The sequence below is a fragment of the Pedobacter sp. 01N416 genome (assembly GCF_056399685.1).
Map to the genome: position 1 here is coordinate 1 of NZ_JBFTRT010001001.1, position 703 is coordinate 703.

Below are 703 nucleotides of genomic sequence, written 5' to 3' on the forward strand. Positions count from 1 at the left end.
GCACTAAGCCTCTTATCTTATTTTTTAAACGCTCTGATTAATGTAATGTAACCTTTAAACACTTCGTACTGATCGCTTCCTGCTTTTTTAACACGCAATAAGTAGTAGTAAGTACCTTCGTTTAATCCCTCACCTGTCCAGTTGTTCTGGTAACCTTTGGCACGGAATACCTCATTGCCCCAACGGTTAACAATCTGCAGTTCGTTAACTGGGTATTGGTTAATGCCCAAGATTTCGAAGGTATCATTTATACCATCACCGTTTGGCGTAAACAGATTAGGTATGGTAAGGCCAGCGAAGTTAGCCGTTAAGGTTACCGCTGCCACATTGGTATAATAACCATAGGCATCTTTCACCCTATAAGTAAAGGTATCATCGCCGGTGTAACCAGGATCAGGTGTGTAGGTAATCGTACCGTCAGCGTTTACCGTTACTTTACCATGTTGAGGCCGGCCTACAACTTCTACTGTTAATTTATCAAGGGTAGAATTTCCAGGATCATCATTTGCCAATACATTAATGGTAACCGATTTATTTGCCACTGTACCACCAACATCATCAACCGCTTTTGGCGATTTAGGGAATGCAATAACTGTTGCAGCATTATTGTTTTCGGAGGTTCCTGAAACATCGGTTACATTAACACCACCAAGTGTTTTGGCATTTACCGTTGCGGTATTGGTTACTGTTCCCAGGTCTTTAT

At 41.5% G+C, this 703-nt stretch carries 1 protein-coding gene; it reads right to left on the bottom strand.

All coding sequences use genetic code 11. The features are described from left to right. Window positions 1-17: 17 nt before the first annotated feature. Window positions 18-703 (bottom strand): T9SS type B sorting domain-containing protein (locus AC1DND_RS28910; protein WP_477586417.1); only part of this gene is annotated, 686 nt, incomplete at its 5' end.